Origin of the sequence: Pseudoalteromonas sp. THAF3, assembly GCF_009363775.1 — a bacterium.
In the GTDB taxonomy this organism is placed as follows: domain Bacteria; phylum Pseudomonadota; class Gammaproteobacteria; order Enterobacterales; family Alteromonadaceae; genus Pseudoalteromonas; species Pseudoalteromonas ruthenica.
Window position 1 is genome coordinate 337,963 of record NZ_CP045418.1, and the last position, 25,334, is coordinate 363,296.

24 protein-coding genes are annotated in these 25,334 nt (G+C 48.3%); 20 read left to right on the forward strand and 4 right to left on the reverse strand.

Annotated features, from left to right (window positions below; all coding sequences use genetic code 11):
• Window positions 1-155 precede the first annotated feature (155 nt).
• On the forward strand, window positions 156-995 hold the full coding sequence (locus tag FIU82_RS01575) for a pirin family protein (RefSeq protein WP_152440161.1): 840 nt from the start codon (window positions 156-158) through the stop codon (window positions 993-995).
• A gap of 12 nt (window positions 996-1,007) precedes the next feature.
• A complete protein-coding gene (locus FIU82_RS01580) occupies window positions 1,008-1,988 on the forward strand; it encodes a glutathione S-transferase family protein (protein ID WP_130148111.1) in 981 nt (326 codons plus the stop codon).
• Here FIU82_RS01580 and FIU82_RS01585 read toward each other — a convergent pair.
• The 3 genes from FIU82_RS01585 to FIU82_RS01595 are packed head-to-tail and all read right to left on the reverse strand — an operon-like array spanning window position 1,985 to window position 2,977.
• Window positions 1,985-2,221: a hypothetical protein gene (locus FIU82_RS01585; protein WP_022946083.1), complete on the reverse strand. Its 237-nt coding sequence runs from the start codon at window positions 2,219-2,221 to the stop codon at window positions 1,985-1,987. The genes FIU82_RS01580 and FIU82_RS01585 overlap by 4 nt on opposite strands.
• The gene (locus FIU82_RS01590; protein WP_022946082.1) at window positions 2,187-2,648 is read right to left on the reverse strand and encodes a hypothetical protein; all 462 of its coding nucleotides are present in this window, start codon (window positions 2,646-2,648) and stop codon (window positions 2,187-2,189) included. Before FIU82_RS01590 ends, FIU82_RS01585 begins: the two co-directional genes overlap by 35 nt.
• Window positions 2,649-2,650: 2 nt before the next feature.
• Window positions 2,651-2,977: a hypothetical protein gene (locus tag FIU82_RS01595; RefSeq protein ID WP_022946081.1), complete on the reverse strand. Its 327-nt coding sequence runs from the start codon at window positions 2,975-2,977 to the stop codon at window positions 2,651-2,653.
• A 430-nt stretch (window positions 2,978-3,407) separates the two neighbouring features.
• Here FIU82_RS01595 and mraZ point away from each other — a divergent pair, with 430 nt between their 5' ends.
• The 16 genes from mraZ (at window position 3,408) to lpxC (ending at window position 21,168) form a co-directional block, all read left to right on the forward strand.
• On the forward strand, window positions 3,408-3,866 hold the full coding sequence (gene mraZ / locus FIU82_RS01600; RefSeq protein ID WP_045980475.1) for a division/cell wall cluster transcriptional repressor MraZ: 459 nt from the start codon (window positions 3,408-3,410) through the stop codon (window positions 3,864-3,866).
• Between the two features lie 23 nt (window positions 3,867-3,889).
• Entirely contained in the window at window positions 3,890-4,828 is a 939-nt protein-coding gene (rsmH, locus tag FIU82_RS01605; RefSeq protein ID WP_022946079.1) for a 16S rRNA (cytosine(1402)-N(4))-methyltransferase RsmH, read from the forward strand.
• Window positions 4,825-5,151, forward strand: a complete 327-nt coding sequence (ftsL, locus tag FIU82_RS01610) for a cell division protein FtsL (protein ID WP_022946078.1) — start codon at window positions 4,825-4,827, stop codon at window positions 5,149-5,151. The genes rsmH and ftsL overlap by 4 nt, the downstream gene beginning before the upstream one ends.
• Complete coding sequence (locus tag FIU82_RS01615; RefSeq protein ID WP_045980425.1) at window positions 5,148-6,971, forward strand: penicillin-binding transpeptidase domain-containing protein; 1,824 nt, start codon at window positions 5,148-5,150, stop codon at window positions 6,969-6,971. Before ftsL ends, FIU82_RS01615 begins: the two co-directional genes overlap by 4 nt.
• Entirely contained in the window at window positions 6,964-8,433 is a 1,470-nt protein-coding gene (murE, locus tag FIU82_RS01620; RefSeq protein WP_022946076.1) for a UDP-N-acetylmuramoyl-L-alanyl-D-glutamate--2,6-diaminopimelate ligase, read from the forward strand. Before FIU82_RS01615 ends, murE begins: the two co-directional genes overlap by 8 nt.
• Complete coding sequence (gene murF / locus FIU82_RS01625; RefSeq protein WP_045980424.1) at window positions 8,433-9,818, forward strand: UDP-N-acetylmuramoyl-tripeptide--D-alanyl-D-alanine ligase; 1,386 nt, start codon at window positions 8,433-8,435, stop codon at window positions 9,816-9,818. The genes murE and murF overlap by 1 nt, the downstream gene beginning before the upstream one ends.
• Complete coding sequence (mraY, locus tag FIU82_RS01630; RefSeq protein WP_022946074.1) at window positions 9,818-10,900, forward strand: phospho-N-acetylmuramoyl-pentapeptide-transferase; 1,083 nt, start codon at window positions 9,818-9,820, stop codon at window positions 10,898-10,900. Before murF ends, mraY begins: the two co-directional genes overlap by 1 nt.
• Window positions 10,900-12,228, forward strand: coding sequence for a UDP-N-acetylmuramoyl-L-alanine--D-glutamate ligase (murD, locus tag FIU82_RS01635; protein WP_152440162.1), 1,329 nt, complete (start codon window positions 10,900-10,902; stop codon window positions 12,226-12,228). The genes mraY and murD overlap by 1 nt, the downstream gene beginning before the upstream one ends.
• Window positions 12,225-13,436: a cell division protein FtsW gene (ftsW, locus tag FIU82_RS01640; RefSeq protein WP_022946072.1), complete on the forward strand. Its 1,212-nt coding sequence runs from the start codon at window positions 12,225-12,227 to the stop codon at window positions 13,434-13,436. The genes murD and ftsW overlap by 4 nt, the downstream gene beginning before the upstream one ends.
• Window positions 13,433-14,488 (forward strand): undecaprenyldiphospho-muramoylpentapeptide beta-N-acetylglucosaminyltransferase, encoded by a 1,056-nt coding sequence (murG, locus tag FIU82_RS01645; RefSeq protein WP_152440163.1) that lies wholly within the window; start codon window positions 13,433-13,435, stop codon window positions 14,486-14,488. The genes ftsW and murG overlap by 4 nt, the downstream gene beginning before the upstream one ends.
• A gap of 11 nt (window positions 14,489-14,499) precedes the next feature.
• Window positions 14,500-15,963, forward strand: a complete 1,464-nt coding sequence (gene murC / locus FIU82_RS01650; RefSeq protein WP_040643288.1) for a UDP-N-acetylmuramate--L-alanine ligase — start codon at window positions 14,500-14,502, stop codon at window positions 15,961-15,963.
• Entirely contained in the window at window positions 15,960-16,871 is a 912-nt protein-coding gene (locus FIU82_RS01655; protein WP_045980420.1) for a D-alanine--D-alanine ligase, read from the forward strand. Before murC ends, FIU82_RS01655 begins: the two co-directional genes overlap by 4 nt.
• On the forward strand, window positions 16,872-17,651 hold the full coding sequence (locus FIU82_RS01660; protein ID WP_022946068.1) for a cell division protein FtsQ/DivIB: 780 nt from the start codon (window positions 16,872-16,874) through the stop codon (window positions 17,649-17,651). It abuts the gene before it with no gap.
• Window positions 17,648-18,877: a cell division protein FtsA gene (gene ftsA / locus FIU82_RS01665; RefSeq protein WP_022946067.1), complete on the forward strand. Its 1,230-nt coding sequence runs from the start codon at window positions 17,648-17,650 to the stop codon at window positions 18,875-18,877. Before FIU82_RS01660 ends, ftsA begins: the two co-directional genes overlap by 4 nt.
• Before the next feature lie 21 nt (window positions 18,878-18,898).
• On the forward strand, window positions 18,899-20,170 hold the full coding sequence (gene ftsZ, locus FIU82_RS01670; RefSeq protein ID WP_022946066.1) for a cell division protein FtsZ: 1,272 nt from the start codon (window positions 18,899-18,901) through the stop codon (window positions 20,168-20,170).
• A gap of 86 nt (window positions 20,171-20,256) precedes the next feature.
• Window positions 20,257-21,168 carry a UDP-3-O-acyl-N-acetylglucosamine deacetylase gene (gene lpxC, locus FIU82_RS01675; RefSeq protein WP_022946065.1) on the forward strand — a complete coding sequence of 304 codons (912 nt, stop codon included), beginning with the start codon at window positions 20,257-20,259 and terminating at the stop codon, window positions 21,166-21,168.
• Between the two features lie 33 nt (window positions 21,169-21,201).
• Here lpxC and FIU82_RS01680 read toward each other — a convergent pair whose 3' ends face one another.
• A complete protein-coding gene (locus FIU82_RS01680) occupies window positions 21,202-21,699 on the reverse strand; it encodes a DUF721 domain-containing protein (RefSeq protein WP_138548627.1) in 498 nt (165 codons plus the stop codon).
• A gap of 415 nt (window positions 21,700-22,114) precedes the next feature.
• Here FIU82_RS01680 and secA point away from each other — a divergent pair, with 415 nt between their 5' ends.
• On the forward strand, window positions 22,115-24,820 hold the full coding sequence (gene secA, locus FIU82_RS01685) for a preprotein translocase subunit SecA (protein ID WP_022946063.1): 2,706 nt from the start codon (window positions 22,115-22,117) through the stop codon (window positions 24,818-24,820).
• A 66-nt stretch (window positions 24,821-24,886) separates the two neighbouring features.
• Window positions 24,887-25,276 carry an 8-oxo-dGTP diphosphatase MutT gene (gene mutT, locus FIU82_RS01690; protein ID WP_152440164.1) on the forward strand — a complete coding sequence of 130 codons (390 nt, stop codon included), beginning with the start codon at window positions 24,887-24,889 and terminating at the stop codon, window positions 25,274-25,276.
• Window positions 25,277-25,334 lie beyond the last annotated feature (58 nt).

Genomic DNA, 25,334 nt, shown 5'->3' on the forward strand with positions numbered 1-25,334 from the left:
TCCCTTCTTATTTCTTACCGCTCTTTATTTTCAGTATGCTAAAAATTAGCATCTAGCACGCTAATATTTCCGGTTACTCTATCCATAAACGCACACTACACTGAACCTATGTCGTTTCATAACGCGAGTTATCAGCGTAAGTCTAAAGGTGCACCATGAATGTTATTAAAGTACTCAATGCCCAGCCTGCTGAAGATGGGGCGGGCGTTAAGATCCGCCGCGTACCAGGTTTCGACGGTCGTTATCTAGATCCCTTTTTAATGCTTGATGAGCTTAAATCAGACCATAGTGACGATTACATGGCAGGGTTTCCCGCGCATCCCCATCGCGGCATTGAAACGTTTACTTATCTTATTAAAGGTGGTTTTGAACATCGCGATCATCTTGGCAACCGTAAAGCTGTTCGCGCCGGTGATGTGCAATGGATGAGTACAGGTAAAGGAGTCATCCATAGTGAAATGCCCCTCGCTGATAGTGAAGGCCTGCACGGTTTTCAGATTTGGCTCAATATGGATGCCAAAGACAAAATGAATGCGCCACAATATCAGGACTCAGCGCAAAGTGGCTTGCCGCAAATAAGTAGCCAAGGAGTGCATTTAAAAGCCTTGGCAGGAGCTTGGACTCTTAACGCTGAACAAGTGCAGTCACCTCTGAGCAACCTAGCTTGCAACGGCGCCATTGCTGATATCAACATCGAATCAAAGGCGCAACTAGAGATGCCGGCGATGGGCTGTGAGCGGGTGCTAGCCTATATACACACTGGTTCAATTACTGCGGTAGGACAAAGGTATCAGGCGGGACAGTTGCTGGTGCTTGATGGCGACAGTGCCATCATTGCGAGAACGGATCAACCCAGTGGGTTACTACTGCTGCGGGGCGAACCGTTGCACCAACCGATCGCACACATGGGTCCATTCGTTATGAATACACAAGCCCAGTTACAGGATGCTATCCGCGATTATCAAAACGGGCAATTCGGACAATTATCACAATAGGAGGCTACCTTTATGGGTTTACTCGTAAATGGAAAGTGGCAAGACAAGTGGTACGACACTGATAGTAGCAAAGGTGAATTTCAGCGAGAAAGTGCGCAGTTACGTAACTGGGTCACCGCTGATGGCAGTGCTGGACCAAGTGGCCGGGAAGGGTTTAAAGCGCAGAAGGGGCGTTATCATTTATATGTGAGTTTAGCCTGTCCATGGGCGCATCGAACGCTTATTTTCCGCACCTTAAAAGGCCTTGAAGACTATATTGATGTGTCGGTAGTGAGCCCAGATATGCTGTCGCAAGGATGGACTTTCGATCAAGCTAAGGGTAGCTCGGGTGACTCATTATTCGGCTACCACTATATGCATCAGTTGTACACGCGCAATAATCCTACATACAGCGGTCGTGTCACTGTTCCTGTGCTGTGGGATAAGCAACAAAACTGTATCGTGAGTAATGAATCAGCGGAAATTATCCGGATGTTTAATGAGGCCTTCAACCATCTGACTGGCAACACGCTGGACTTTTATCCTGAGCACTTACGCAAGGATATCGACGCGATTAACGAGCTGGTTTACCACGGTATCAATAACGGCGTCTATCGAACGGGGTTTGCCACTACACAGCAAGCCTACGAACAAGCCTTTGATACGCTATTTAGCGCTCTGGAAAAAGTAGAAAGAAGACTGGCAGGTCAGCGTTACCTGGTGGGCAGCGAGCTCACTGAAGCAGATTGGCGGTTATTCACGACCTTGATACGATTCGATGCCGTTTACTTTGGCCACTTTAAGTGTAATAAGCGCACCATAGAGAGCTATGATAATTTAGCGAATTATTTGCGTGACTTATACCAAGTTAAGGGCGTGGCTGAAACACTCAATATGGCGCACATTAAACGTCATTATTACTTTAGTCACACCATGATTAATCCGACTCAAGTAGTGCCTAAAGGGCCTGATTTAGATTTTAGTCGTCCGCACAACCGTCGCTTTATGGGCTAAATTAAAAGCTGAGCCAGTCGCAGCCATTTTAAAGAAGGGCGGCTGGTTAGCAGCTCTGTAAGACTGCCAGCAGAAAATGCCGTAGCCACACCTTTGGGGTGGCTCATCAACTTACCACCTTGATAATGTAGCTGCTGTTTGTCCAAAGCGATAAGCTGCTTACGAATCTGCCCTTGCTCGGCCAGTAAATCAGCATATTCAGTCTGTTTTTTCAGGATCAGACGGGTCAGCATCGGTTTGCTCCTGTGAAGATGAAGGTTTCTTGCTTACTGCAATGGTGCGTTCAAAGCTCACTTGCGCCAAGGCAAGCTTCATTTGCCGGATTAGCCACCACAGCAGCAGTAATTGCGCCGCTAATGAGCCACAGATACTCAGAGCCATCGATTGTGTTAACCAGTACAGCACCGTGGCGGCGGCGCCAACAACAGTTAACCAAATTACCAATGCGGTCATAGCAATGGCGACAATCAAACCCAAAGTTAATAACAGCGCTTTGGCACTGATTTTTGCTTCAGTGGCAGCGAGCTCAAAGATGCACTGTATTTGTTCACCCCAGCGCTGCGCGTAATCTTGAAATAATTGAGCAACCCGCGTCAAAGACGCAGATTGCTCATCATGCTGCTCGTTCTCAGCAGCCGAGTCATGATGCTCTTCAGCCATGATTATTTACGGCGAATAAGAGCGGTAACGGCCATGCCTGCCGCGAATGCCAGTCCCGCACACAGCAATGGATTTTCTTGCGCAAAGCGGCGACTGCGACTCACAGAGCTTTTCAAACTCGCTTCTAACGCTTCGCGTTTCTCGTGTAGAGTCTCGGCAGACTCACTAGCATGTTTGCGCACATAGTCTTCCGCCGTGGCCGCTTTCTGAGCCACTTGGTCTACCGCAGCGTGGGCGGCTTTAGAGGCGCTTTCAGTAGTTGGAGCTGTGGGTGTGTGAGCTGAATTGCTTTGCGTTTGTTCAGCAGTCTTAGTATTAGCATTTGCCATGGTGTATCTCCTTTATCTGACAGTTCACAGTTTTTAACGCAACTCTCATTCCAAGTATTAGAAGTCAACAAAATCAGTAGCTTAAAAACATACGCAGATAAAATTGAGAGGGTAAGACTAAATACTTACGCACTCAGGCAGTAAAATTTACAAAGTGAAGATCACGGTATCACGTGGAATGAATAAAAAATGAACATTTATTCCCTAGGTAAAAGTATGATCCACATTTTCCCACCGAATTCATAGACTTCCTTAAAACCCGCATATTATCTAGCTTTGCAAGAGGTTGTTGGATTTTTCATTGCTTGACAAAAAGGCTTGTCAAGCCCTAGACTGTAGTTCAGTGGGAAAATGTGGGTTTTAGTGGATCAATGTGGATCTGCACTATTACCGAAAACCAAAACAGCAACACTTGGACGGCATTTTATTTATGTTTCGCGGCGCCAGCACACTCAGCCTTGATGACAAGGGCCGATTTGCGATACCAACAAAGTATCGGAATCAGCTGCTTGCGGATAATGGCGGCGAAATTATCTGCACTATCAATTTAAGTGATCCCTGTTTATTGCTGTATCCCCTGAGTGAATGGCAAGTCATCGAGCAACGCTTAGCGAGTTTGTCGAACATTAAGCCCAGAGCGAAACGCATGCAGCGCTTGCTACTAGGGAACGCGATGGATTACCAAGTTGATAAAAATGGCCGTGTGCTATTAGCTCCTCATCTACGCGACTATGCGCAACTAGGTAAGAAAATCGTACTCGTGGGGCAACTGAATAAGTTTGAAATTTGGGATGAGGCGCGTTGGCAGCAGCAAATGCAAGATGACATTGCTATCGAACTAGGACAAGAATTTGAACAGGATGAAGATCTCGCTGATTTTTCATTCTAACTCTAAAAGGCGCGAACACACGCATGAGCGAAGACTTTCAACATATATCCGTGTTAATGACGGAGACAATAGAGGCCCTGGCCATTAAACCTGATGGTATTTATATCGACGGGACTTTTGGCCGTGGTGGGCACTCTGGCGAAATACTCGCTCGTCTTGGTGAGCAGGGGCGCTTGCAAGCCATCGATCAAGACCCGAGTGCTATCGCTGCGGCACAACGCTTTGCTGATGACCCGCGTTTTAATATTGCCCACAGTCGTTTCTCTCGTCTTGATGAAGTCGCCGAAGCACAGGGACTTACCGGCAAGGTTGATGGTATTTTGCTCGATATTGGCGTGTCCTCACCTCAGCTAGATGATGCCGGACGTGGCTTTAGCTTTATGAAAGACGGCCCCTTAGATATGCGTATGGACCCCTCTCAAGGGCGAAGTGCTGCGCAGTGGCTGGCAGAAGCAGAGTTAGAGGACATGGTCTTCGTGTTTAAAAAGTACGGTGAGGAAAAGTTTGCTCGGCGTATCGCAACCAAAATAATCGAGACTCGCGCCCACACTGACATTAATTCAACCGCGCAATTAGCCAAGCTGATTGATGAGGCGGTGCCTGTTAAAGACAAACATAAGCACCCAGCAACGCGTACATTTCAAGCTATTCGCATTTATATCAATAGTGAGTTAGAGGAAATTCAGACGGCATTACAAGCTGCTCTGAAAGTACTGAAACCAGGTGGGCGATTAGTGGTGATTTCTTTCCACTCCTTAGAGGATCGCATTGTAAAACAGTTTATTAAAAAGCAGAGCAAGGGAGAGGCAATGCCTAGAGGTCTGCCGTTAACCGATGAGCAATTAAAACAACAGTTAACGCTCAAGGCAGTAGGCAAAGCCATTAAGCCGAGCGAGGAAGAAATCGCTCGCAACAGCCGTGCGCGCAGCTCCGTCCTTCGTGTAGCTGAGAGATTGGGATGAGCCAACAACAACTAAATCGCCATCCAAATCTCTTGTTAGAGATCTTGCGGGGACTATTTGACAATAAGATCACATTGGGGCTGCTTTTTCTTATTCTTATCAGTGCCTTGGCTATAGTACAAGTCACTCATTTGTCGCGAGCAAAATTGATCGCTCAAGACCGCTTATTACAAGAGCGGGACGAATTAGATTTGAACTGGCGTTACTTATTAGTTGAAGAAGAGTTTTATTCTCAACATGCCCGCATCGAGCAAATAGCGAAAGAGCAGTTGGATATGAAGCGCCCCACCAGTGAAGACGAGGAAGTGGTAATAGTCCCATGAGAGCTGCAAAGCGTAAAAACAATGGTAACAACCTTATCACCTGGCGGTTTATGCTGGTCTGCGGTGCTGTGCTTATGGTGTTTGTCACCTTAGTTGCACGTGCCGCTTATTTGCAAGTGATAGAGCCGGATAAAGCGCGTAGCGAGAACGCCAAACGCACCGTGCGAGTAGAGAAGCTTCAAGTGCAACGCGGTATGATTTTTGACCGTCAAGGCAAAGAGTTGGCGGTCAGCGTACCTGTTGTGAGTGTTTACGCTGACCCTAAGGCGATTGATAAGTACCTGCGCAAGAAGGTAGTGAGTCATACCAAAAAGCAGGGCCAAGACCCGCAAGATGTCTTGGATAGACCCGCCCACTTAAAAGATTTAAAACAAGCGTTCTACAAACAAGATATGCGCTGGCGTGAACTGGCCGATGTATTGCGTTTAGGACGTGCCCATGTCGATAAGCGCCTTACCGGTGATAAAGACCGCCGCTTCGTCTATTTAAAACGCCAAGTAACCCCTGCGGTTGCCAATTATATTGATGAACTCAATCTGCCAGGCGTGCATCTGCTAGACGAGTCTAAACGTTATTACCCAGCGGGAGAGATCACCGCTCATGTATTGGGCTTTACCAATATTGACGGTCATGGCATCGAGGGCATTGAGAAACTCTATGATGAAGCACTGACGGGCACTGAAGGACGACGCACTATTCGTAAGGATGCACGTGGCCGCGAAGTGGCGGTGCTTGACGAGCGTCAGCGCGTGGAGCCAGAAAATATCGAGCTATCGATTGATCAGCGTATTCAAGTTATCGCATATAAGGCACTGAAATCAGCCGTGCTCACCTACAAAGCAACATCAGGTTCGGCTATGGTGGTGGATGTAAAAACCGGCGAAATTTTAGCCATGGTTAACAGTCCCTCGTTCAATCCCAATAATTTAGAAGATGCAGCACCACATAAGCGCCGTAACCGCGCTATTACCGATTTATTTGAGCCGGGTTCAACCATTAAACCTTTGTCAGTGTTAGCTGGTTTAGACTATGGCAACATCCAAGCGAACGACACTATAGATACTTATCCAGGGTGGATGCGTGTGGGTGGCAGTCTAGTGCAAGATACCCATAACCGGGGTGAGATGTCACTGCGAGAAATACTCAAAGTATCAAGCAATATGGGGGTGGCGAAGATCACCCAAGATCTCCCTAAAGACTATTTTGTCGGTTTATTTGAGCGTGTTGGTTTTGGCAGTGATACCGGCACTGGCATGGTGGGTGAGAGCAGCGGCTTATTCTACCCAAATCGCCGCTGGTCAGATTTCGAAATCGCGACCTTATCCTTTGGTTATGCCATTTCCGTTAGTACCGCGCAGCTCGCGCGCTTCTATGCCACCTTGGGTTCGGGCGGTATTTCTCGGCCACTGACGATTTTAAAACAACCACAACCTTTGCAAGGTGAACGCGTCTTTAAAGAAAAAGACGTGAATGCGGTAGTTGAGATGATGGAAAGCGTCTTTGAAAAAGGCGGCACGGCCTCGAAAGTGAAAGTGGATGGTTATCGTGTAGCGGCTAAAACAGGAACTTCTAAAAAAGCGGTTGCGGGTGGCTATGGCGATGAATACGTGGGGTATTTTGCCGGCCTTGGTCCGGTCAGCGACCCGCGATTAGCGGTTGTGGTAATGGTTAACGAACCCGGCGGCGATGTTTACTATGGCGGTGCTACAGCTGGCCCTGTATTTGCTGAGATCATGTCCAATGCGCTGCGTATTTTGAATGTAGCACCTGATTTAGAGCCCGTCGCTAACCTTGCAGAAGAAGGAGGTGGAGATGCGTAATCTTCGCGAAGTACTCGCACCTTGGGGCATAGATACCGACATTGAGTTGGTCAATGAGTTGCAGCTCGATAGCCGCCGCGTCAATCGCGGCGATGTCTTTGTAGCTATTAAAGGCCATCAACTGGATGGCGGACAATTTGCTAAACAAGCCATTGCCGCAGGAGCGAATGCGGTTATTGCCGACAGCCGTTGTCAACTTAACAGTGATGATGAGCGCATTATTGTCGTGGATGAGCTGAGCCTGCGTCTTTCGCAGTTGGCGGCGCAATTTTACGGCGAGCCAAGTAATGCCTTTGATCTGGTTGGCGTAACTGGCACCAATGGGAAATCGTCTACCACCTCATTTATTGCTACTTTAGCGCAGTACTGTGAGCGCAGCAGTGCCATAATCGGCACGTTGGGCTGGGGCGATGCCCAGCAGATGAATGCGTTGAGCAACACCACGCCGAGCAGTGTTGAGCTACAACAGATTTTTGCCAAGTTAAAACAACAACAAAAACAGTTAGTGGCAATGGAAGTCTCTTCGCATGGCCTTATTCAAGGCCGTGTTGCCAATAGCCATTTTCGCGCTGCTGTGTTTACCAACTTGTCTCGCGATCACCTAGATTACCATGGCGATATGCAAAGTTACGCTGATGCCAAGCTGATCCTTATGCGTGATTGTAATGCGAAAATGGTGGTGCTTAACCAAGACGATGCGGTTGCCCAGGGGTGGCTAGAAAAATATCCATTTGATGACTTGGTTGTATACGGCCGTAAAACCTTGCCCCCTGAGCTCGGTCGCTATGTGTATTTTAGCAATGTTCAGTTTTTACCTAGCGGTTTACGCGCGCAGATCAGCAGTAGTTGGGGAGAAGGGCAAATAGAGCTGCCACTGTTCGGTGAGTTTAACCTTTATAATGTGTGCGCTGCACTGGCAACATTGCTTGGCCTAGGTTATCCGCTGCCTGAGTTACTAGCTGGCTGTAAAACTTTGATGCCTATCGCTGGGCGTATGCAAGCATATAGTGCACCACAGCAGCCAACCTGTGTGGTGGATTATGCCCATACTCCAGATGCTTTAGAGCTCGCATTACAAGCCTTGCGTCAACACGCACCTGGTAAAGTGACCTGTGTGTTTGGTTGTGGCGGTGACCGCGATAAAGGTAAGCGGCCATTAATGGCCAAGGCGGCACAAAAGTACGCTGACCGTGTTGTGGTGACCAGCGATAATCCACGCAGCGAAGACCCACACACCATACTCGATGATATTAAAAGCGGTTTCAGTGCCAATATTGAAGCTCATTATGAAGTGGACAGAGCGAAGGCAATCGCCTTGGCGATTACACAAGCGGGCAGTGAGGACATTGTGCTCATCGCCGGCAAAGGCCATGAAGACTATCAAATCATTGGCGAGCAGACACTCGCGTTTTGCGACCGCACTGTGGTGCAGCAGTTATTGCATCAACAAGGAGGTAAATAATGATTGCCATGGATTTAAACTGGCTTAGCGACACCTTAGGGTGTGCCTACCAGGGCGAGAATTGTGCTGTCGAAAATATTAATACCGATACGCGTAGCTTATGTGCAGGGGAAGTGTTTTTAGCACTTAAAGGGCCGAATTTTGACGGCCATCAGTTTATTGATGTGGCTGAGCAACAAGGGGCCGTTGCGCTCATTGTTGAACACCCAGTAGATAGTACTTTGCCGCAACTGATTGTGGCTGATACACGATTAGCTTTAGGGCAAATCGGTGCTGCGGTAAAAGCCCAAGTCGCCCCTAAAACTATCGCTATCACAGGGAGCGTGGGTAAAACCACAGTGAAAGAAATGTGTGCGGCAATATTGGCACAAAAAGGTGAAGTGCTGGCGACAAAAGGCAATTTTAACAACGATATTGGTGTGCCATTAACCTTAATGCGTCTAGCGCCAAAACATCAGTACGCCGTTATTGAGTTGGGCGCGAATCATCTCGGCGAAATTGCCTACACCACATCATTAACTAAACCCGATGTGGCTGTAGTGTGTAATGTCGCTGAGGCACACCTTGAGGGCTTTGGCTCGTTACAAGGAGTGGCCACCGCGAAAGGCGAAATTTTTTCTGGCCTCGGCGAGCATGGCGTAGCAGTCATTAATGCTGATAGCGAATTTAAACAGCAGTGGCTAGATGATTTGGGCTCACGCAAAGTGAAGCAGTTTTCCATGAGTCAGCAACTGGATGTATGGGCAGAAGATATTCATCTTGATGCTTTGGCCCGGGCGTCGTTTACGCTGTGTAACAGCAAAGAAAAAGTCGCTGTTGAGCTTGCTATTCCCGGTAAACATAATGTCACTAATGTCTTGATTGCTGCAGCATTAACGACCAGTGTCGGCTGCTCCTTACAAGAGGTTGCCAGCGGTCTTAAGACCATGCATCAAGCCCATGGCCGCGTTAATCTGATCGAGGTATCAAGTCAGCTCACAGTCATTGATGATAGTTACAATGCCAACGTCAAATCGGTGCAAGCCGCTATTGACCTACTCGCTGACGTTCAAGGCCACCGTGTACTGGCTTTGGGTGATATGAATGAGCTCGGTGAAGATGCCCGTGATTATCATCAACAAGTGGGTGAGTATGCAAAACAACGCGGTATTGAAGCCGTTTATTCTCTGGGCGTATTGAGCCGTTACGCCAGTGATGTCTATGAACAAGCCGAACGCCACTTTTCTGGGCGTGATCAACTCCTTGAGCAAATGCTCAAAGACTTACGACAGACACAACAAAAAACAACGGTAGTCGTGAAAGGATCGCGCAGTTCACGCATGGAGCTTTTAGTGGAAGATTTAGTGGCGCATGGCAAGCAGTTAGCCAGCGAGGGAGAGAAGTAATGTTAGTGTGGCTGGCTGAATACCTGACCCAATTTTATAGTGGATTTAATGTCTTTTCATATTTGACGTTGCGAGCCATTTTAGGAATTTTAACGGCGTTGTTGATGTCGTTGTACTTTGGGCCGAAATTGATCGTGGCGCTCCAGCGTATGCAAATCGGTCAAACCGTACGTGATGACGGTCCACAATCTCATCTAAGTAAATCCGGCACACCCACCATGGGTGGACTACTCATTCTGGGTGCTATTTTTACCAGCACTTTGCTGTGGGCCGATTTAAGCAATAAATACGTGTGGGCAACGTTGTTTGTCATTGGCTCGTTGGGGATCGTTGGGTTTATTGATGATTACCGTAAAGTGATTCGCAAAGACCCTAAAGGGTTAATCGCTAAGTGGAAGTATTTTTGGCAATCAGTTATTGCTTTAGTCGTCGCGTTTGCGCTCTATGCCAGCTCTCAGCAAGCAGCGGAAACCGCGCTGATAGTGCCGTTTTTCAAAGAAGTGATGCCTCAGCTAGGGCTGTTCTACATTGTAATGACCTACTTCGTTTTAGTCGGTACATCTAATGCGGTCAACCTCACCGACGGCCTTGATGGGTTAGCCATCGTACCGACTATTCTGGTCGCCTCAGCGTTGGCAATCATCGCTTATGTTACCGGTCATGCGAACTTTTCCAGCTACCTGCATATCCCTCATTTACCGCTGACCAGTGAGCTGGTGGTGGTGTGCACCGCCATTGTTGGTGCTGGGTTAGGCTTTTTATGGTTCAACACCTATCCAGCTCAAGTCTTTATGGGCGATGTTGGCTCCTTGGCGCTAGGCGGAGCACTGGGCATTATTGCCGTGTTGGTACGCCAAGAGCTGGTACTGGTAATTATGGGCGGGGTCTTTGTGATGGAGGCGTTGTCAGTGATCTTACAGGTGGGCTCCTACAAGCTGCGCGGTGAGCGTATTTTCCGTATGGCCCCCATTCATCATCATTATGAATTAAAAGGTTGGCCAGAACCGCGCGTCATCGTGCGCTTTTGGATAATTTCCATTGTATTAGTTTTGGCCGGTTTGGCGACATTGAAGATTAGGTAATGAGCTATTTAGACACGCTTAAAAATAAACGTATCGCGGTGCTCGGACTGGGTATATCTGGTCTGGGCACGGTGCGTTTTCTGCATGCTCATAATCTTCACCCTGTGCTTATTGATTCCCGTCAGCAGGTACCAACACAATTGTGGCTCGACTCTCACGTGCCGCACTTAGAACGTCGCTTTGGCGATTTTGACAAAGCCGAACTGACGCAGTTTGATGTCATTATTATCGCCCCAGGCATAGCTCTCAGTACACCACAAGTGCGCCAAGCAATTGCCGAAGGTGTTGAAATGATCGGCGATGTCGAGCTTTTTGCTCGTCTTAATAACAAACCTGTGCTTGCAGTGACAGGTTCAAATGGTAAGTCCACGGTGGTTTCGCTGTTAGCTAAAGTGCTTGAATGCGGCGGCTTACAGGTGGGCTTAGGTGGCAACATTGGCACCGCAGTACTTGATTTGCTAGCGCAAGATATGGATGCGTATGTATTAGAGCTGTCGAGCTTTCAGTTAGAGACAACAACCAGCTTAGCTGCGAAGTCAGCATGCATCTTGAATTTGTGTGAAGATCATCTTGACCGCTACGCAGGCATGGCTGATTACATCTGCGCCAAGCAGCGTATTTATCAAGATTGTCAGTTAGCTGTGTACAATCGTGGTGACACAGATACCTACCCAGAGCATGCATCACAACAGCTGAGCTTTGCGTTGCATGATGCTGACTACCATATCATGCAACATCAGGGCGAGAGCTATTTCGCATACCGTAACTCGCCTTTATTGCCTTGCCGTAAAACGGTGTTACCGGGCAGCCATAACCAACTCAATGTGCTTGCAGTGATGGCGTTGTGTCATGATTTTCACTTTGATATCGGTGTGTTTGAACGTGCATTGTCAGAATTCAAAGGCTTAGACCACCGCTGTCAGTATGTTACTACCTTAAATGATGTGCGCTATTTCAACGACTCAAAAGCCACCAATGTCGGAGCTACATTGGCTGCAATTAAGGGGTTAGCCACTGAGCCCGGGCGATTGATTTTACTTGCTGGTGGTGATGCCAAAGGCGCGGATCTGATGCCACTGAAAGAAATCTTGGCCGAACAAGTCGCTGAACTCATCTGCTTCGGTAAAGACGGTGATGCTATTGCCGCGCTCAAACCAGGCAGTCATCGCGTTAGCGGCATGGGTGAAGCGGTGCAAAAGGCAAAAGCCTGCGCGCAGGCTGGCGATATTGTGTTGCTTGCACCGGCTTGCGCCAGTTTAGATATGTACAGCAATTACATGGCCCGGGGTAATGACTTTATTCAACAGGTGTTGGAGGAGTCTTCATGAGTTGGGAAAAGATTAAAGACTTATTCCATCTAAAACCTTCAGGGCAACTTTATGATGTGCCACTTATCTACGCGTTGCTGTGCCTTATTGGCGTAGGCTTTGTGATGGTGACCAGTGCCTCGATGCCGGAAGCGGAGCGCCTGTACGATAACCCTTACCATATCATGATCCGCCAAGCAGTGTTTGTGGCCTTAGGCTTTGTGCTATTTATTGTCGCCATCAGCGTAAAAATGCAATGGTGGAAAGTGGCCAACCCTTATTTGCTGCTGTTAGGTTTGGGTTTATTAGTACTGGTATTAATTGTCGGCAATGAAATCAATGGATCGAAGCGGTGGATCCCCATGGGGCCGATTAATATCCAAGCCTCCGAAGTAGCGAAGCTATTCTTTTTTAGCTACTTAGCTGGCTACCTCGTGCGTAAACGCGATGAAGTACAGGAAAATTTAAAAGGCTTTGTTAAACCCATTAGTGTGTTCATTGTCTACGCCGGGTTGATTTTGTTGCAGCCGGATTTAGGCACTGTGGTGGTGATGTTTGTCACCACGGTCGGGCTACTTTTCCTTGCCGGCGCGAAACTATGGCAGTTTTTCGCGCTTATGCTCTCTGGCATAGGTTTAGTCATCGCTCTTATTGTTTTTGAGCCATACCGCTGGGCTCGTGTGGTGGGTTTCTTGGAGCCGTGGGAAGATCCCTTTGGCAAAGGTTATCAACTGGTTCAGTCGTTGATGGCCTATGGGCAGGGTGGATGGCTAGGCCAAGGGCTAGGCAACAGCGTGCAAAAACTGCAATACATGCCACACGCTCACAATGATTTTATATTCGCCGTGGTAGCGGAAGAATTAGGCTTTATAGGTGTATTAACCATTCTCGTACTGTTGGGAACCTTGGTATTTCGCGCTCTGCTTATCGGCCAGCGCGCCCTCAAAGCGAATAAGGAATATGAGGGTTATTTAGCTTTAGGAATTGGTATTTGGTTTGCTTTTCAAAGCATGGTGAACGTTGGTGCCAGCGCCGGAATTTTGCCAACCAAAGGCCTTACCTTACCCTTTATCTCGTACGGGGGGTCTAGTTTTTTAGTGATGGCCATTGCGGCGGGCGTGTTACTGCGAGTGGATTTTGAAACGAAAATGGCTACTAAGCAAGCAACACCGCGTGGTAATCGCCGAAGTGTCAGTGGCTCAACTTCAGCAGTTCAGGGGGCAGCATGAGTAAACGTATGGTAGTGGCTGCAGGTGGAACTGGTGGACATATCTTTCCGGGCATTGCCGTAGCCCAATACTTAATAGCGCGCGGTTGGCAGGTATCTTGGGTCGGAACCGACGACCGCATGGAAGCCGAAGTAGTCCCTAAACACGGCATCGAGATTGATTTTATCGATGTTCAAGGCGTGCGCGGGAACGGCTTAATGCGACTGTTCAAAGCGCCACTGATGATTTTGAAAGCGTTTTTTAAAGCGCGTCATATTCTCAAGCAGCGTCGCCCTAATGTGGTGCTGACTATGGGCGGCTATGTAACTGGCCCCGTCGGTTTGGCGGCAAAAAGTTTAGGCATCCCTTTAATTATCCATGAGCAAAATGCGGTCGCTGGCATGAGCAATAAACTGCTCGCTAAAATTGCCACACAAACGCTTGGGGCCTTCCCCGGGGCTTTAGCCAATGATGATTTCAAAGTGCTGGGTAATCCGGTGCGCCAGTCATTGATGCATATTGAACCTAAGCAGGTTGACTCACCAGTTAACATGTTAGTCGTGGGCGGCTCTTTGGGAGCGAAAGTGTTGAATGACGTGTTGCCTGGTGCTTTTGCTGAGCTTAACCAGAGTCATCCTCTTGCTGTGTGGCACCAAACCGGTAAGGCGCGCTCAGCGCATGTACAGCAGCAATATGATGAGCTAGGGCTTGAAGCGAAAGTAACTGAATTTATTGATGATATGGACGCAGCACTGGCGTGGGCTGATGTGATTGTTTGTCGCGCTGGAGCGCTGACAGTCAGTGAAGTTGCAGCCGCTGGGCGGATGGCGCTATTTGTGCCGTTTCCACATGCTGTGGATGACCATCAAACCGCCAATGCAGAGTATTTGGTGCAAGGTGAAGCAGCATTATGTATGCAACAGAGCGACTTTAATCACAGCTCTGTGCAACAGCTGTTGATGCCATTTTTGCAGCAACCAGAATTAATGACCGAGATGGGCAAACGCGCGAAAGCGCTCGCCAAGCTCGATGCAACCGCACAGGTTGCCAAACAATGTGAGCAGTATAGTTAATGACACAGGCAATGAGCACAGCCCCGAAATTGGGCAAGCAACAAGATAACGGCCAACGACCAGCGATGCGCCGCGTTGAGACAATTCACTTTATTGGCATAGGCGGTGCTGGTATGGGCGGTATCGCCGAAGTGCTGGCTTACGAAGGATATCGTATTACCGGTTCGGATATAGCCCAAAGTGCAATGACTGAGCGGCTGATTAAAGTCGGCGCAGAAGTGTTTATTGGGCACGACCAAAACAATGTTAAAGATGCGTCGGTAGTGGTGGTTTCCAGTGCTATTGATGAGCAAAACCCTGAAATTATCGCTGCTCGAAGTGCCCGTATTCCGATTGTGCGTCGCGCTGAGATGCTCGCTGAGTTGATGCGTTTTCGCCATGGTATTGCCATTGCTGGTACTCATGGCAAAACTACCACTACGAGCTTAGTAGCCAGTATTTTTGCTGAGGCCAAGCTCGATCCCACCTTTATAATCGGCGGCTTACTCAATAGTGCCGGCAGTAACGCAAAGGTCGGTGACAGTCGTTATTTAATTGCCGAAGCCGATGAAAGTGACGCTTCATTTTTACATTTGCAGCCGATGGTATCGGTGATCACCAATGTGGAAGAAGATCACATGGATACCTATGATGGCAGCCTCGAAAAAATGAAAGACACCTATGTGGATTTCATACACAACTTGCCATTTTATGGTCTTGCCGTGGTGTGTATTGATTCTGAAGTCGCTAAAGAGCTGATTCCCCGCTTTTCTCGTCAGGTGACAACCTATGGCGAACACTGTGATGCTGACTATCGGCTCACTGACTTTAGCCAAAATGCCAGCACCTGCTCGTTCACGGTACTGTCAAAACAGGGTGAGCGTCTCGACGTGACCTTAAATATGCCCGGCAAACACAATGCCTTAAACGCCACCGCCGCGATTGCTGTAGCAAAGGATGAAGGCATTAGTGATAGCGCTATTCTCAGTGCTTTGCAGAAGTTTGAGGGCATCGGTCGTCGCTTTCAGCATTATGGTGAGTTCACTAACGAGCGTGGCAAAGTCATGCTTATTGACGATTATGGCCATCACCCGAGTGAAGTCGCAGCCACTATTAAAGCGGCGCGTGACGGCTGGTCGCAAAAACGCTTGGTGATGATTTACCAACCACACCGTTATAGCCGTACCCGCGATTTGTACGAAGATTTTGTTAAGGTATTGAGTGATGTCGATCAGCTGATTTTGCTCGATGTTTATGCCGCCGGTGAAGAGCCTATTGTGGGTGCTGATTCTAAGAGTTTGTGTCGCAGTTTGCGCCAGCGTGGTAAAGAGCCATTGCATGTGGCTGATCACAACGAGTTGGCCCGTGTTTTGGCGACCACTTTGGCTGATGATGACTTAGTGATCACTCAAGGAGCAGGCAATATTGGTCAGCTAGTGAAGAAGCTGGCGGCCACTGAGCTACAAATAAACCAACTTGAGCAGGTGTCGTCATGAGTCGAGATTTCGGTAAGGTAGCCGTTCTACTTGGGGGCTCGTCGGCTGAGCGCGAAGTATCGCTAAAATCAGGTAATGCAGTGCACAACGCGCTTGTCCAAGCGGGTGTTGATGCTCACCAGTTTGACCCCGCACATCAACCTCTACACGAACTCATGCAAGGCCAATTCGCACGGGTGTTTATTGCCCTGCATGGTCGCGGCGGAGAAGATGGCACCTTACAAGGCGCTCTGGAATTTATGGGCTTGCCTTACACCGGGTCGGGAGTATTGGGCTCCGCGTTGGCTATGGATAAAGTGCGCTGCAAACACTTATTCCAGGTAGCGGGACTGCGTACCTCTCCTTATGTTGTGGTCGATAAAAACAGTGCCTACGACAGCCAGGCGATAATGGCACAGCTTGGTCATGTGATGGTTAAGCCCTCTCATGAAGGGTCCAGTATTGGCATGGCTGAAGCGCATACCGCACAGCAGCTAAAGCAAGCATTGCAAGACGCTTTTCAGTTTGATGATCAAGTGCTGGTGGAGCAATGGCTAAGTGGCCGCGAATTCACAGTGTCGATTTTGGCTGATAAGGCCTTACCTGTGATTGAAATGCGCACTCCCAGTGGCTTTTACGACTACCAAGCCAAATATCAATCCAGCACCACTGAATACTTTTGCCCTGCTGATATCAGTGCTGAGCAAACGGCACAGTTACAAGAGATGGCGCTTCATGCATTTAATCTTGTTGGTGCCAAAGGATGGGGACGGGTTGATGCAATGCAAGGTGATGACGGCGAGTTTTATTTGCTAGAAGTGAATACCGTGCCAGGGATGACAGAGAAATCTTTAGTACCCATGGCCGCCAAAGCGCAAGGTATTGAATTTTCAGAGTTAGTACAACGCATTTTGGAGCAGACCCTGTAAATGAGTGAACTGAGAGAGAAGCTTACCAACTTAAAAGAGCGTACCAACTGGTCGCTACTCTTTGGTGTGAGTTTCTTTCTGTTGGTGCTATTTGTGGTGATTAAACTGACCTTTAATTTCTCCGATTGGTTGGTCCAAGATAAAGACGCGCGACTCAAGCAACTGCAGGTACTGGGTGAGCCACATTACACCGAAGAGCGAGATATTATTACCGCCATTAAGCAAGCCGATCTGGATAGCTTTTTTGAGCTTGATGTAAAGCATGTTCAGCAATTAGTGACTGAACTGCCCTGGGTAGCCAGCGCCTCGGTGCGCAAGCAATGGCCAGACACTTTGCAGGTGTATGTGGTTGAACATCATCCCGTTGCTTATTGGAACGATGACATGCTGCTCAATACTAAAGGGCAGGTTTTTTCTGCCCCCACCAACAAGGTGAATACTCAATTGCCTAGCCTATTTGGCCCCGAGGGCAGCGAAGGAGAGGCGTGGCAAACGTTTGTGCGCTTTAAAGAGTTGTTTGCTGTTAATGGCCTTAACCTAACGAGCTTGGCGCTTTCGGAGCGCTTTGCTTGGCAATTATGGTTAGATAACGGCATTCGCTTGAACTTAGGGCGCGAAGAGAAAGCTAAGCGGGTGCAGCGATTTATTGATGTCTATCCACACTTGAAAAAACGTCAAGATGTGCGAGTAGATGTTGTCGATTTACGATATGATACCGGCCTTGCGGTGCAGTTTAAGCCGCTGGATGTAACGGAAGAAGAACAAAAGAGTAAGGCATGACCAAGTCAGTAGAACGTAACCTTGTGATCGGTTTAGATGTGGGCACTGCAAAAGTAGTTGCCACCGTCGGTGAGATCACCGATGACAATAAGCTCAGCATAGTCGGCGTCGGCCGCCAGGTTTCGCATGGCATGGATAAAGGGGGGGTGAACGACCTCAACCTTGTTTCCGAGTCTATTCGTCGTGCCATCGATGAAGCTGAGCTCATGGCTGATTGCCGTATCAGCTCAGTGTATTTAGGTATTTCTGGTAAGCATATTCAATGTCAGAATGAAACCGGTGTTGTGGCGATTAATAACACCGAGGTCACCGACGAGGACATCGATAACGTCATTCATATTGCCCGTTCAGTGCCTATTTCTGCGGAGCGCAAAATGTTGCATGCATTGCCGCAGGAATACAGCATTGATATGCAAGAAGGCATTAAAAACCCGTTGGGTATGAGCGGTGTGCGCATGGAAGCTAAGGCGCATATTATTACTTGCTCAAATGACATGGCCAAAAACATTGAGAAATGTGTTGAGCGCTGTGGCTTACAAGTCGATCAGCTTATCTTTAATGCCCTTGCATCATGCTACTCAGTACTCACTGATGATGAGAAAGAACTGGGTGTTGCGGTGTTAGATATCGGTGGTGGCACCATGGATATCACTATCTACATTAATGGCGCGCTACGCCACTCCGCAGTGATCCCTGTCGCTGGAAACCAGGTGACTGGTGATATCGCGAAAATTTTCCGTACGCCGATTTCGCATGCGGAAGCGATTAAAGTGCAACACGCCTGCGCGAGTAGCCAAATGGCCAGCAACGAAGAGCAAATCGAGGTACCTAGCGTAGGCGGTCGCCCAGCACGCATTATGTCGCGCCACACCTTATCAGAGGTGGTGGAGCCGCGTTTTAGAGAATTATTTGAACTGGCGCTTGAAGAAATTCGGCGCTCAGGCTTAGAAGATCAAATTGCCGCAGGATTGGTTATTACCGGCGGTAGTTCGAAGATGGCCGGTGCCCTGGAAGTGGCTGAAGACATTTTCCAGATGCCGGTACGTATCGGCAGTCCGATAGGGATAAGCGGATTGACCGACTATGTAAACGATCCCTCATTTGCAACCGCTGTAGGTTTGTTACAATATGGTCGGACCATGCAGTCGATCAACGCAACAAAAGCGAAAGCAGACGAGGGTAACTGGTGGAACCGAATCACGAAGTGGTTCCAAGGCGAGTTTTAGTGCTCAAGTCGGAGAGTTAACATGTTTGATATGATGGAAGAACACAGCGAAGAAGCTGTTATCAAAGTAATAGGTGTCGGTGGCGGCGGTGGTAACGCTGTTGAACACATGGTGCAACAGCACATCGAAGGGGTAAAATTTATTACCGCGAACACCGATGCGCAAGCACTGCGTAAATCATCAGCTGACGTTACGGTTCAGCTAGGTACGCAGATCACCTCAGGTTTAGGTGCTGGTGCCAATCCAGATATTGGAAAGAAAAGCGCCGAAGAAGATGCAGAAACCATTAAAAGCGCACTAGAAGGCGCTGATATGGTATTTATCGCAGCCGGTATGGGCGGCGGTACGGGCACGGGTGCAGCCCCAGTGGTGGCACGTTTAGCTAAAGAGCTCGGTATTCTAACTGTAGCTGTGGTTACCCGCCCGTTTGATTTTGAAGGCAAGAAGCGTGCAGCAGCAGCGGAACATGGCATCGGTGAATTGGCGGAAATTGTTGATTCATTGATTACTATTCCAAATAACAAATTGCTTAAAGTGCTCGGTAAAGGCACAACCTTATTGGACGCTTTCGCTAAGGCAAATGACGTACTTTATGGTGCGGTACAAGGTATTGCCGAGCTGATCACCCGCGCTGGATTGATCAACGTCGACTTTGCTGACGTACGTACGGTTATGTCAGCCATGGGCACGGCGATGATGGGCTCAGCCTCAGCGTCAGGTCCTGATCGAGCACAAGAAGCTGCCGAAGCGGCGATTTCAAGCCCGCTCCTTGAAGATGTGGATCTAACGGGTGCAAAAGGCATCTTGGTCAATATTACTGCCGGTATGGACTTATCAATCGAAGAATTCGAAATCGTTGGTAATCACGTTAAAGCCTTGGCATCTGAAAATGCCACCGTGGTCGTTGGTACCGCAATTGATATGGAAATGAGCGATGAACTGCGCGTAACCGTTGTTGCAACGGGTCTCGGTGGTGATCGTCGTCCACAGTTCGGTGTTGTCGACAATGGTTTCAAGCGAGCTTCAGGCTCAGATGTAACTTCTAGCACGAGCAACAACCAGAGCACGTCTATGTTTGTGCCAAGTTTTGCTTCGCAGGGAACTCAAAGCGCTAGCGAAGAGTCCAAGCCGGTAGAAGAGCAGCCTAAAGTCGATAATAGCAGTGCTAGCCCGGCGGCAACGCCGAGCCAAGAAAGCCACAAAGGCAGCGGCAATAGCGCTGGCAGCAAGAAACAAGAAGACGGTGGCGATTACTTCGACATCCCAGCGTTCTTGCGTAAGCAGGCTGATTAGTACAGAAAACAAACTGATTTGTTAACAACAGTGATGTGTGGTAGAATCCGCCGTCTGACTTTAGTTTAAAGAGTGAGCGAAAGCCTATGATTAAACAGCGTACGATTGCAGAAGTAGTCAAAGCCACGGGTGTTGGGCTTCACAAAGGTGAGAAGGTTTCCTTAACTCTCCGACCTGCGAGCGCAAATACTGGGATAGTGTTTCGTCGCGTGGACCTTGATCCGGTTGTGGATTTCGAGACAACCCCGGAAGCGGTGGGTGATACGCAATTGTGTACCTGTTTAACAAACAAAGACGGCGTTCGTTTATCGACTACTGAACACCTTATCGCTGCGGTTGCGGCGTTAGGTATCGACAACTTAATTGTTGAGTTAGATAGTGCAGAAGTACCTATTATGGACGGCAGTGCGTTGCCGTTCATCTATCTACTACAAAAAGGTGGGTTAGCCGAGCAAAATGTTGCTAAGCGCTTTATTCGCGTGAAAGAAAAGGTACGCGTTGAAGAGGGCGACAAATGGGCCGAGATTGAGCCTTATGATGGTTTCCATATCGACTTTGAAATTGCTTTCGACCACCCAGCTATCAATGAAAGCCGTCAGCGTATCGGTCTTGATATTACGGCGCAAAACTTCATTGAACAAATCAGCCGCGCGCGTACTTTCGGATTTATGAAAGACATTGAATACATGCATGCCAACAACCTAGCCCTTGGCGGTAGTATGGATAATGCAGTGGTATTGGATGATTTTAAAGTATTGAATCCGAATGGCTTGCGTTATGACGATGAGTTCGTAAAACATAAGATCCTCGATTGTGTGGGTGATATGTTTATGACCGGCCACAACATTCTCGGTAAGCTGACAGCTTATAAATCAGGGCATGACCTGAATAATAAGCTACTGCGTAAGATTATGGCTACTGAGTCTGCATGGGAATGGGCAACATTCGAAGACACCGTATCGATGCCTGCTCCGGCACTCGAGCTGCAAACAGCTTAAAAAATACTGATAAAAAAATGACGCCGTTGAGCGTCATTTTTTTTGTCTGCCGTGTAGCGCCAAGCGCCGTAATTTCTCCTGTAACGAGGGAGGAGCATTCTCGGCCACATGTTCCAAATACTCAGCGCTTTGCTCGCTCATGGCCCGCTTCTTCGGCGCGGTTGTTTTGTTGCTGCCGGTCTGCGACTGAGGAGTTAAACGTCTCGCGGCATCGGGAGAGGTTTGAATTTTTACTTGGCAAAGTTGCGCTAAGCCTTGTTGGCGAAAGGCGGAAAGGATATCCATCTTTACGTAATTGAGTTTTAACGCAATGGTGGCGCTTTGTGCTTCAATGATGAGTGCATCATCACGAATATTAGCAACACGGCATTTCTTCGCTAGATTCTCACCGATCACTTCACGCAGCACGGTCTGTTGCTGACTGAGCTGTTGGCTTTTAGCGCTATAGCTGGCAATACGTGACCCCATACGCGGGCTCAGCTGTCCCAAAACTTCGTCAAGTTGTTTGGGTGCATACCTATCTTTCGCCATAAATCTAAGGTGCCTCTTGAATTCGCCTAAATCGTCACCACCTCTAGAGAATGCTTGAGCCCTGAGAATCACTTCTTTATTGCAAGCGGTGGGCAGCCAGTCATTCGGATGATTGCAAAGATCTCTATGAACGCTATGATAGGCCAGCGATAATACCAATGCCATTAATTTCTAATGCTGTAAACTACTGCGGCCAACAGGATAAATGGAATTGGTATTATTAGGTGCTGCAATTCATTGAGTTTGTTATGATGTCGCTCAAAAGTACACCGCTCAAGCAGTCACATTTTAGTTTGTCCACGCCAAGTGCTTCTAATGTCACGCTGGTGCTGTATAAATGGATGATATTAAGTAAGCAAGTGACTCGGGTTTGACCCAGAGCGCTTAATGCAGATGAGAATGTAACGGTTAAATCATGATCACTAAATTATTTACCAAGGTTTTTGGTAGCCGCAATGACCGCACAATAAAAAACCTACGCAAAACGGTCGCTTTAATAAATGCGTTAGAGAGCCAACTAGAGTCGCTCAGTGATGACGAGTTAAAGGCGAAAACCGCCGAGTTTCGCGAACGTTACGATAATGGCACCAGTCTAGATGACCTTCTTCCAGAAGCCTTTGCTGTTGTGCGCGAGGCTTCTAAGCGTGTTTATGGCATGCGCCACTTCGACGTGCAGCTAATTGGCGGCATGGTATTACATCAGGGCCGTATCGCAGAAATGCGTACCGGTGAAGGTAAAACCCTGACGGCAACGTTGCCAGCCTACTTAAATGGCTTGACCGGCAAAGGTGTGCACGTTATTACCGTGAATGATTACCTTGCCAAGCGAGACGCGGAAACCAACCGCCCGCTGTTCGAGTTCTTAGGTTTATCGGTTGGCTGTAACGTGCCTGGCATGATGCCGATGCAGAAAAAAGAAGCCTACAGTGCAGATATTACCTACGGTACTAACAATGAGTTTGGTTTCGACTATTTGCGCGACAACATGGCTTTCAGCATTGATGAGCGTGTGCAACGACCACTCAACTTCGCTGTTGTCGATGAAGTGGATTCAATCCTTATTGACGAAGCGCGTACCCCGCTGATTATTTCTGGCCCAGCAGAGGATAGCTCAGAGCTATATACGCAAATCAATAAGATTGTGCCTGAGCTTGAACTGCAAGAAAAAGAAGACGAAGAGGGTGTTGAAGGCGATGGTGATTTCACTATCGACGAAAAAGGCAAGCAAGTTCACCTGACCGAGCGCGGCCAAGTTAAAGTTGAAGAACTATTAACGCAACGGGGTCTAATCGAAGAAGGTGACTCGTTGTACTCAGCTGGTAGCATCACCCTACTGAGCCATGTTTATGCGGCTCTTAGAGCTCATAAGCTGTATCAGAAAGATGTTGATTACGTGGTCAAAGACAATGAGGTTATTATTGTTGATGAGCACACCGGTCGTACTATGGAAGGGCGTCGCTGGTCTGAGGGCTTACACCAAGCGGTTGAAGCCAAAGAAGGGGTGAAAATCCAAAACGAGAACCAGACGCTGGCATCGATCACCTTCCAGAACTACTTCCGCATTTATGAAACCTTGGCCGGTATGACGGGTACCGCTGATACCGAAGCGTTCGAATTCCAACAAATCTATGGCCTAGATACGGTTGTTATCCCTACCAACAAACCGATGATCCGCGACGATCGTGCTGATTTGGTTTACCTGACGCAAGACGAAAAGTACGAAGCTATCTTAGCAGATATTAAAGACTGCCAAGAGCGCGGCCAACCGGTACTCGTGGGGACCATTTCAATTGAGAGTTCTGAGTATCTGTCGCAATACTTGCGTAAAGAGAAAATTCAGCACAACGTATTGAATGCCAAATTCCACGCCCAAGAAGCGGATATCGTTGCTGATGCAGGTCTGCCTGGCACAGTAACAATTGCGACTAACATGGCCGGTCGTGGTACCGATATCGTGCTCGGCGGTAACTGGCAAAGTGATATCGATAAGCTTGATAACCCAAGTGAAGAGCAAATCGCCGACATCAAGGCTAAGTGGCAAGAGCGCCATGATGCCGTTATCGCTGCCGGTGGCTTGCATATTATTGGTACTGAGCGCCATGAGTCTCGCCGTATCGATAACCAGCTACGTGGTCGTTCTGGTCGTCAGGGGGATGCGGGTTCAAGCCGTTTCTACCTATCAATGGAAGATGCACTGATGCGTATCTTTGCCGGCGAACGCATGACTAACATGATGCGCAAGCTAGGTATGCAGCGTGGCGAAGCTATCGAGCACCCATGGGTTAACCGTGCAATTGAAAATGCGCAGCGTAAAGTTGAGGCCCGTAACTTTGATATTCGTAAGCAACTACTTGAGTACGATGATGTGGCCAATGACCAACGTCGCGTCGTTTACGCACAGCGTAACGAGTTGCTTGAAGAAGGGGATATCTCAGAGACAATTACCGCCATCCGCCATGACGTGGTTAATGGCGTGATTGATCAATACATTCCGCCGCAATCATTGGCAGAAATGTGGGATGTACCCGGTCTGGAAGAGCGTCTAAAAGCTGACTTCCTGCTCGAGTTACCTATCCAGCAGTGGCTGGCCGACGATAACAAGCTGTTTGAAGAAAAGCTGCGTGATCGTATTGTTGATGAGGCGGCCAACGCTTATAAAGCGAAAGAAGAAATGGTCGGCGCACAAGTGCTTCGCCAATTTGAAAAAGCGGTCATGCTACAAAGCCTGGATCAGCACTGGAAAGATCACCTTGCCGCGATGGACCACTTACGCCAAGGCATTCATTTACGTGGCTACGCGCAGAAAAATCCGAAGCAAGAATACAAGCGTGAATCGTTTGAGTTGTTCTCTGCTATGTTAGAGAACCTCAAGATTGATGTAGTTAATATTCTAAGCAAGGTACAAGTGCGTGCCGAAGAAGACGTAGAGAAAGTCGAAGAGCAGCACCGTAAATCGGAAGAAGTTCCTCGTCAGTATCAACATGCTGATGCTGAGCAAGTCGGTGGCGATGCGCCGCAGGCAGCTGTGGCTTCTCGTAGTGAGCCTAAGGTGGGCCGTAACTCTCCCTGTCCTTGTGGTTCAGGTAAAAAGTATAAGCAGTGCTGTGGCAAATTAAGCTAATAGCACAGTTAAAATAATGGTTTTAAAAAGCGGCATATTGCCGCTTTTTGTTTATGGAGTTGTACTATGAAGCAGGTTGACGTTGCCGTAGGTATTATTAAACGCGAATCGCAAACCTATATTTGTAAGCGTCCAGAAGATAAGCACCAGGGCGGGCTGTGGGAGTTTCCTGGGGGTAAAATTGAAGTGGGTGAATCAGTTGCCCAAGCGCTGAGCCGGGAACTACACGAGGAAGTGGCAATCCGTGTGCATAGCACCGAAGAGTTTATGCGCATCGAGCATGACTACGGCGATAAGCATGTGTGTCTGCATATTCATACCGTCGCCGATTTCAGTGGCGAACCACATGGTGCCGAAGGGCAGCAAGGGGCTTGGGTGGATATCGCAGCCTTAAACGACTACGCCTTTCCTGAGGCGAATGTAGCGATCATCAACAAGCTACTGGAACAGTCATAAATTGTTACAAACTGCGCCTGTGTTTAGCAAATGTTCAGGTTAATATGGCGTAGTCGGA

What these genes read in the sequence shown, in the direction of transcription:
- FIU82_RS01660 (WP_022946068.1), top strand. Translation starts at nt 16,872, where the DNA reads ATGAGTGAACTGAGAGAGAAGCTTACCAACTTAAAAGAGCGTACCAAC.
- mutT (WP_152440164.1), top strand. Translation starts at nt 24,887, where the DNA reads ATGAAGCAGGTTGACGTTGCCGTAGGTATTATTAAACGCGAATCGCAA.
- FIU82_RS01615 (WP_045980425.1), top strand. Translation starts at nt 5,148, where the DNA reads ATGAGAGCTGCAAAGCGTAAAAACAATGGTAACAACCTTATCACCTGG.
- FIU82_RS01590 (WP_022946082.1), bottom strand. Translation starts at nt 2,648, where the DNA reads ATGGCTGAAGAGCATCATGACTCGGCTGCTGAGAACGAGCAGCATGAT.
- rsmH (WP_022946079.1), top strand. Translation starts at nt 3,890, where the DNA reads ATGAGCGAAGACTTTCAACATATATCCGTGTTAATGACGGAGACAATA.
- murD (WP_152440162.1), top strand. Translation starts at nt 10,900, where the DNA reads ATGAGCTATTTAGACACGCTTAAAAATAAACGTATCGCGGTGCTCGGA.
- mraZ (WP_045980475.1), top strand. Translation starts at nt 3,408, where the DNA reads ATGTTTCGCGGCGCCAGCACACTCAGCCTTGATGACAAGGGCCGATTT.
- secA (WP_022946063.1), top strand. Translation starts at nt 22,115, where the DNA reads ATGATCACTAAATTATTTACCAAGGTTTTTGGTAGCCGCAATGACCGC.
- ftsZ (WP_022946066.1), top strand. Translation starts at nt 18,899, where the DNA reads ATGTTTGATATGATGGAAGAACACAGCGAAGAAGCTGTTATCAAAGTA.
- murE (WP_022946076.1), top strand. Translation starts at nt 6,964, where the DNA reads ATGCGTAATCTTCGCGAAGTACTCGCACCTTGGGGCATAGATACCGAC.
- murG (WP_152440163.1), top strand. Translation starts at nt 13,433, where the DNA reads ATGAGTAAACGTATGGTAGTGGCTGCAGGTGGAACTGGTGGACATATC.
- mraY (WP_022946074.1), top strand. Translation starts at nt 9,818, where the DNA reads ATGTTAGTGTGGCTGGCTGAATACCTGACCCAATTTTATAGTGGATTT.
- FIU82_RS01655 (WP_045980420.1), top strand. Translation starts at nt 15,960, where the DNA reads ATGAGTCGAGATTTCGGTAAGGTAGCCGTTCTACTTGGGGGCTCGTCG.
- FIU82_RS01580 (WP_130148111.1), top strand. Translation starts at nt 1,008, where the DNA reads ATGGGTTTACTCGTAAATGGAAAGTGGCAAGACAAGTGGTACGACACT.
- FIU82_RS01585 (WP_022946083.1), bottom strand. Translation starts at nt 2,221, where the DNA reads ATGCTGACCCGTCTGATCCTGAAAAAACAGACTGAATATGCTGATTTA.
- FIU82_RS01595 (WP_022946081.1), bottom strand. Translation starts at nt 2,977, where the DNA reads ATGGCAAATGCTAATACTAAGACTGCTGAACAAACGCAAAGCAATTCA.
- ftsA (WP_022946067.1), top strand. Translation starts at nt 17,648, where the DNA reads ATGACCAAGTCAGTAGAACGTAACCTTGTGATCGGTTTAGATGTGGGC.
- FIU82_RS01680 (WP_138548627.1), bottom strand. Translation starts at nt 21,699, where the DNA reads ATGGCGAAAGATAGGTATGCACCCAAACAACTTGACGAAGTTTTGGGA.
- FIU82_RS01575 (WP_152440161.1), top strand. Translation starts at nt 156, where the DNA reads ATGAATGTTATTAAAGTACTCAATGCCCAGCCTGCTGAAGATGGGGCG.
- lpxC (WP_022946065.1), top strand. Translation starts at nt 20,257, where the DNA reads ATGATTAAACAGCGTACGATTGCAGAAGTAGTCAAAGCCACGGGTGTT.
- ftsL (WP_022946078.1), top strand. Translation starts at nt 4,825, where the DNA reads ATGAGCCAACAACAACTAAATCGCCATCCAAATCTCTTGTTAGAGATC.
- murC (WP_040643288.1), top strand. Translation starts at nt 14,500, where the DNA reads ATGAGCACAGCCCCGAAATTGGGCAAGCAACAAGATAACGGCCAACGA.
- ftsW (WP_022946072.1), top strand. Translation starts at nt 12,225, where the DNA reads ATGAGTTGGGAAAAGATTAAAGACTTATTCCATCTAAAACCTTCAGGG.
- murF (WP_045980424.1), top strand. Translation starts at nt 8,433, where the DNA reads ATGATTGCCATGGATTTAAACTGGCTTAGCGACACCTTAGGGTGTGCC.